6 protein-coding genes are annotated in these 6,786 nt (G+C 61.7%); 2 read left to right on the top strand and 4 right to left on the bottom strand.

From position 1 onward, the window contains the following. From A9762_RS20835 to rpsL, 4 genes are all read right to left on the bottom strand, one after another. The coding region (locus tag A9762_RS20835) for a GTP-binding protein (RefSeq protein ID WP_240493652.1) at positions 1-323 on the bottom strand (323 nt) is incomplete at its 3' end. An 82-nt stretch (positions 324-405) separates the two neighbouring features. Next, entirely contained in the window at positions 406-2,508 is a 2,103-nt protein-coding gene (fusA, locus tag A9762_RS20830; RefSeq protein ID WP_069343917.1) for an elongation factor G, read from the bottom strand. 117 nt (positions 2,509-2,625) lie between these two features. Continuing rightward, positions 2,626-3,096, bottom strand: coding sequence for a 30S ribosomal protein S7 (gene rpsG / locus A9762_RS20825; RefSeq protein WP_017232357.1), 471 nt, complete (start codon positions 3,094-3,096; stop codon positions 2,626-2,628). A gap of 126 nt (positions 3,097-3,222) precedes the next feature. After that, positions 3,223-3,597, bottom strand: a complete 375-nt coding sequence (rpsL, locus tag A9762_RS20820) for a 30S ribosomal protein S12 (protein WP_010804142.1) — start codon at positions 3,595-3,597, stop codon at positions 3,223-3,225. 378 nt (positions 3,598-3,975) lie between these two features. Here rpsL and A9762_RS20815 point away from each other — a divergent pair, with 378 nt between their 5' ends. Both A9762_RS20815 and A9762_RS20810 read left to right on the top strand, forming a co-directional pair. Further along, positions 3,976-5,370 (top strand): PLP-dependent aminotransferase family protein, encoded by a 1,395-nt coding sequence (locus tag A9762_RS20815; protein ID WP_069343916.1) that lies wholly within the window; start codon positions 3,976-3,978, stop codon positions 5,368-5,370. A 129-nt stretch (positions 5,371-5,499) separates the two neighbouring features. Continuing rightward, a complete protein-coding gene (locus tag A9762_RS20810) occupies positions 5,500-6,774 on the top strand; it encodes a hypothetical protein (RefSeq protein ID WP_069343915.1) in 1,275 nt (424 codons plus the stop codon). Positions 6,775-6,786 lie beyond the last annotated feature (12 nt).

Here is a 6,786-nt window from a genome sequence, read left to right as displayed (position 1 = left end):
GCCGAGCAAACCAGGATAGCGCCGTCCATCTGGGCAGCACCGGTAATCATGTTCTTGACGTAGTCGGCGTGGCCCGGGCAGTCAACGTGTGCGTAGTGGCGCGTAGCCGTTTCGTACTCGATGTGTGCCGTGTTAATCGTAATACCGCGTGCCTTTTCTTCCGGCGCTGCGTCGATTTCGTCGTACTTCTTCGCTTCGCCGCCGAACTTGGCCGACAGAACCGTAGCGATAGCAGCCGTCAGGGTGGTCTTGCCGTGGTCAACGTGGCCGATGGTACCAACGTTCACGTGCGGCTTAGTCCGCTCGAATTTTTCCTTTGCCATTTCCGAATCCTCAGATACTGAATAGACGATTAAACAGTGTGATGAGCGTCGCACCTCATGGTGCGAACGCCCCTCAATTCAATTACTTGCTCTTGGCGCTGATGATGGCTTCGCTCACGTTCTTCGGAGCTTCAGCGTAGTGCTTGAACTCCATCGTGTACGTGGCGCGACCTTGCGTGGCCGAACGCAGTGCGGTCGAATAACCAAACATTTCCGACAGCGGGACTTCGGCGCGCACGATCTTGCCGCCGCCAACCATGTCGTCCATGCCCTGGATAATCCCGCGACGGCTCGACAAGTCGCCCATCACGTTACCCATGTAGTCTTCCGGCGTTTCGACTTCCACGGCCATCATCGGCTCGAGGATGACCGGCTTGGCGCGGCGCATGGCTTCCTTGAAAGCCATCGAACCGGCCATGCGGAACGCGTTTTCGTTCGAGTCCACATCGTGGTACGAACCGAACGTCAGGTGAACCGTGACGTCGACCACCGGGAAGCCGGCGAGAACACCGCTCTTCAGGGTGTCTTGAATACCCTTATCAACGGCCGGGATGTATTCACGCGGAATCACACCACCCTTGATCTCGTCGAGGAACTTGTAACCAGCGCCTTGCTCGCTCGGCTCAAGCGTAATGACAGCGTGACCGAACTGACCACGACCGCCCGACTGCTTGACGAACTTGCCTTCCACGTCGGCAGCCGTTGCGCGAATGGTTTCGCGGTAGGCAACCTGCGGAGCGCCGATGTTGGCTTCCACGCCGAATTCGCGCTTCATGCGGTCCACCAGAATTTCGAGGTGGAGCTCGCCCATACCCGAAATGATGGTCTGACCCGATTCTTCATCGGTCTGCACGCGGAACGACGGATCTTCCTGCGCCAGGCGGTTCAGGGCGAGGCCCATCTTTTCCTGGTCGACCTTGGTCTTCGGCTCGACAGCCTGCGAAATCACCGGCTCCGGGAACACCATGCGTTCGAGCACGATCGGTGCCGACGGGTCGCACAGCGTGTCACCGGTCGTTGCGTCCTTCAGGCCGACAGCAGCGGCGATGTCGCCAGCGCGCACTTCGTCGATTTCTTCACGCTGGTTCGCGTGCATCTGCACGATACGGCCCAGGCGTTCCTTCTTGCCCTTGACCGAGTTCAGCAGCGTGTCGCCCTTGTTCACAACGCCCGAGTAGACGCGGAAGAAGATCAGCTGGCCGACGAACGGGTCCGTCATGATCTTGAACGCCAGCGACGAGAACTTCTCTTCGTCCGAAGCGCGACGCTCAGCCGGCTGTTCCTTGTCGTCCGTGCCCTTGACCGGCGGAATATCCACAGGCGACGGCAAGAAGTCGATCACGGCGTCCAGCATACGCTGCACACCCTTGTTCTTGAACGCGGTACCGCACAGCATCGGCTGAATTTCGCAAGCGATGGTACGCAGACGAATGCCTTCGATGATGTCAGCCTCGGAGAGGTCGCCCTCTTCCAGGTACTTGTTCATCATCTCTTCGCTCGACTCGGCAGCCGCTTCGACCATGCCTTCGCGCCACTTCTTCGCGTCGGCAGCCAGCTCGGCCGGGATGTCCGTGTAGTCGAACTTCATGCCCTGGGACGCTTCGTCCCAAATGATCGCCTTCATCTTGATGAGGTCGACCACGCCCTTGAAGCCTTCTTCAGCGCCGATCGGCACCACCACCGGCACCGGGTTTGCCTTCAGGCGAGTCTTCAGCTGGTCGTAGACCTTGAAGAAGTTCGCGCCGGTACGGTCCATCTTGTTGACGAATGCCAGACGCGGCACGCCGTACTTGTTGGCCTGACGCCAAACCGTTTCCGACTGGGGCTGCACGCCACCCACGGCGCAATACACCATGCAGGCGCCATCAAGAACACGCATCGAGCGCTCGACTTCAATCGTGAAGTCGACGTGACCCGGGGTGTCGATGATGTTGATGCGGTGCTTTTGATAGTTGTTGGCCATGCCGGACCAGAAGCAGGTCGTGGCAGCCGACGTAATCGTAATGCCACGCTCTTGTTCCTGCTCCATCCAGTCCATCGTCGCCGCGCCATCGTGCACTTCACCGATTTTGTGGTTCACACCGGTGTAGAACAAAATGCGCTCGGTCGTCGTGGTCTTACCTGCGTCGATGTGAGCGCTAATACCGATGTTGCGGTAGCGCTCGATAGGGGTTGTACGAGCCACTTTAAGCCTCTTTCAATGTAGCCGCCATTTTTGAGGGGGCTACTAACACAAACGGGCGAGGCGCAATTTCTCATGCGCACCCGCCCCGGTTTCTGCTCTAGGTACTGCTTGCCAGCGTCAGAAGCGGAAGTGCGAGAATGCCTTGTTGGCTTCGGCCATGCGGTGAACTTCGTCACGCTTCTTCATGGCGCCGCCACGGCCTTCCGAGGCTTCGATCAGCTCACCTGCGAGGCGCAGGGCCATCGACTTCTCGCTACGCTTTTTCGCGGCCTCACGCAACCAACGCATCGCCAATGCCATACGACGCGACGGACGCACTTCGACCGGAACCTGATAGTTTGCACCGCCAACGCGGCGGCTCTTGACTTCAACCACCGGCTTCACGTTACCGAGAGCGGTGTTGAAGATTTCCAGCGGATCCTTGCCCGCCTTGGTTTGGATCTGCTCGAAAGCACCATAAACGATGCGCTCTGCAACCGACTTCTTGCCGGCAAGCATGAGCACGTTCATGAATTTAGCGACATCAACGTTGCCGAACTTCGGATCGGGCAACACTTCGCGCTTGGGGACTTCGCGACGACGCGGCATGATTTCTTCCTTAATAAATTCAGTCGGAGCCTGGCTCCAGGCCACCTACTAGCCGTTTTTCGGCCGAGTGACCACTTACTCAGTGACGATGTACCACCATCACCGAACGTATATCCGCTAAGCCGCTTAGGCCTTCGGACGCTTCGCGCCGTACTTCGAACGGGCTTGCTTACGGTCCTTGACGCCTTGCGTGTCGAGGCTACCGCGCACCATGTGGTAACGCACACCCGGCAAGTCCTTCACACGACCGCCGCGAATCAGCACGACCGAGTGTTCCTGCAGGTTGTGGCCTTCACCGCCGATGTACGAAATGACTTCGAAACCGTTCGTCAGGCGCACCTTGGCAACCTTACGCAGAGCGGAGTTCGGCTTCTTCGGCGTCGTGGTGTACACACGGGTGCACACGCCGCGACGCTGCGGGCAGTCCTGCAGTGCCGGGCTCTTGCTCTTGATTTGAGCAGAGGTGCGCGGCTTGCGGACCAATTGGTTAATCGTTGGCATTGTGATTTCCTAAACGTGTCAAAAGCATGAAAGCCAAGGCGGGCCGTCATGCGACTTTACTGCGTACTCTCCGGCGACTCTTGCGGATTGTCCGCATCTAAACGCTTGATGCATAAGCACTTTGCATTAGGCACGGGCATACCGCCGGAAAAACCGGAGCCTGCGACTATACCTGTGACCTACGCAAGTGTCAACGCACTCTCGCGCAAATCTTCCACGTAAGTCGTTGATTGTTAACGTTCAAACGTGGTGCCAGGCACCCGCCCAAGATGCGGCGCCCCCTCTCGAATTCAAGACTTGCGACGGCCATGTATGCAAACTACACTGCATACACCGTGTTTTCACACACAGAAATCCATACATAATACCGACATCGCGATGGAAACCTCCCACGACACGCTGCGCGCCACGTTCTGGAAACCCGCGTTGACCGCAGGCAAAGGCCCACGCTATCTGCGTCTTGCCAGCTTTATCGAGCAGTCCGTTGCCGACGGACGTCTGCGCCCCGGTGATCGCTTGCCGGCGCAGCGCGAGCTGGCGTCGTGGCTGGGTATCGATTTCACGACGGTCACCCGTGCCTACAATCGGGCGCGCGACCGCAATGCCATCGAGGGCCGCGGGCCGCTGGGCACGTTCGTGAGCACGCCTCGCGTGGCGCTCGATCAGGTGCTGGATCTGGGGATGAACATCCCGCCCGCGCCGGCGGGCCTGTTTCTGGGGGAGCTGCTGCAAAAGGGCGTCGACGAAGTTCTGCGGCACACCGACGCCTCGATGCTCATGGCCTACCAACTGGGTGACGGCGGTGTCGCCGACCGTCAGGCGGGCGCACTCTGGCTCACGCCGATGCTCGGCCAACTCGATCCGGCCGACGTGCTCGTCTGCCCGGGCGCGCAGGCCACGCTCGCCGCGCTGCTACTCATGGATACAGCGCGCGACGAAACCGTGCTGTGCGAACCGATCGTCTATCCGGGCCTGCGCAGCGCGGCGCGCTCGCTCGGCCGCCAGTTGGAAAGCGTGGAAAGTGACGACGAGGGCATGCTGCCCGACGCCCTCGCCACCACCGCGCAGCGACATCGCGCGCGCCTCGTCTATCTGAATCCCACGCTCCAGAACCCGACTACCCGCACGCTGTCCGAGCGCCGCCGCCGTGAACTGATCGCCGTCGCCGACCGGCTCGATCTGACGCTGATCGAAGACGATCCGTACTGGCGACTCACCCCGGACGCGCCGCCGCCGCTGGCGCGTCTCGCGCCGCACCGCGTGCACTACATCTCCACGCTCTCCAAGTGCCTCACGCCCGGCTTGCGGACCGCCTACGTCCGGCTCGCGAGCGGACGTCAGCGCGACATCTTCCTGAGCACGTTGCACTCGTTCGCGTTGATGGCGCCGCCCTTGATGGCAGGGCTTGCCACGCAATGGATTCACGACGGCACAGCCGATCGCATCATGGACGGCGTCAAGGAAGCCGCCGCTCAACGTCAGGCCATCGCCGCCGAAATTCTGGGTGACGGGCAGGCCCAACCGATGCCGGGCATCCACTTGTGGCACGCGTTGCCCACACCGTGGACGGCCCGCGAGTTGACGATCGCCGCGCGCGCCGAAGGGCTGGCCGTCACGCCGGCGGACGCCTTCTGTCTGAGCGCCGACGCGCCCAACGCCATCCGGATTTCGCTTGGTGGGGTACGCGATCCGGAGCGTCTTGCCAGCGCGCTCAAGCGTCTGAGGTCGTTGCTGCGCGAAGCGCCGCCGAGCCTGCGCGCGGCCATCGTCTGACGACAAGGTCGAGATCGGGAAGTCGGGATTGCGAACGCAGGCGTCCCGACGCGACAGCCCGAATTCGCGCAGGGGCAATACTCCGGCCACCACGGGAAAAGACCCGTGACCTCAACCGGAGTTACAACGATGCCCCATGCTTTCGGCGGATGGTTGGCAGGCGCCATGGCGTTGCCCCAGGTGTCCCAGATATGGAACGGCGCGCCCGCCCAACAGGCGCTTGTCCACGAACTCTCCACGACGCTCGCGCAGGTCAGCGCCGCCCCCATCGCCCTCAGTACGACGCCCGCCAGCCTGCCGAGCCCACAACCGGCCGCGGCCTCCACAACCAAACGTCACGACTGGTCACGCCCACCCATCACTCGCGCGCAGGTCTTTGCGGAACGGCTGACCGACGTGCGGCCCGTGTGCGTCGTGGGAAGTCACGACGACCGCGAGAATTGCCTGCTCGACCTGCCACCCGGGGTGAATCTGGATGTCAGCGCGGCGCACCTCATGCTGGCTGGCTGCGAGGCGTCACTCCCGGTCGACGTGCGTGCATCGCTGGCAGATGAGGGACGAAACGCCCACAAGCTGGACCGCGCATTCCTCAAGGCGCACGTCGCCGAATCTCACGGCCGGTACGCCATTCCCACGCTGGAACGTCGCCTGATCAAGCGCCTCAACCAGATCTCGCCCGGAATGCTGCGGCTGCTGAACAGCACGGGGGCGTACATCGAAATACCGCAACTCTCGTTCCAGCACACCCTGACGAGCCAACAGGAAGCCCATCGGCATGGCATTCACGTCCCGTTCACCGACCGCGACTTGCACATCCCGACAGGGGAACCGAGGGCGCACGACGCGATGCTCGGGGCCTACATCCGCATACCGACCGATGGCCAGACGTACACCTTGCTCGTGTCGCTCATGTCTGCGCTGACGGTCGAGCTCATTCGGCAAGACCCACGGGCGCATGTCCATGCACAGCGCGACCGGATGTTCGGCAACGTTCCCGCCCACCTTCAGTCGACGAACCTGAAGATGCGCCGCCTGGCACACGACGGCAACATCGCACGTGCGCTCGCCACGCATCTGCATGACGGGCATCGGCGCTACGGCGAGTTCGCGTATGGGGCGTCGCGCGAGGTGCTTGCACCTACGTCGCATGCGGATGTCCGGCAGCGCACCTGTGCGCCGCCCTCAGCGCCATCAGCGCAAGTGTTCACCACGCCCCACGATTCCGGTCCGTCGACGCCCGCCAGGCAAGACATCCCGGCCTCGGCCGCACTTCCAGCCCCGCGCAGCCGTCGCCTGTCGCGTCAAAACAAGCTTTCCGTCGAGGAACTCGCACAGGCGATTGCCGAAATCGAAAGGCTCGACAAGCAATACAAATCACAAGCCCGCCCGCGTTACGGCCGATAATGGGGACATCGC

This window comes from Pandoraea sp. ISTKB (assembly GCF_001721285.1).
Classification (GTDB): domain Bacteria; phylum Pseudomonadota; class Gammaproteobacteria; order Burkholderiales; family Burkholderiaceae; genus Pandoraea; species Pandoraea capi.
The sequence above is the reverse complement of the archived record's forward strand: the minus strand, read 5'-3'. Positions and strand labels throughout refer to the sequence as shown.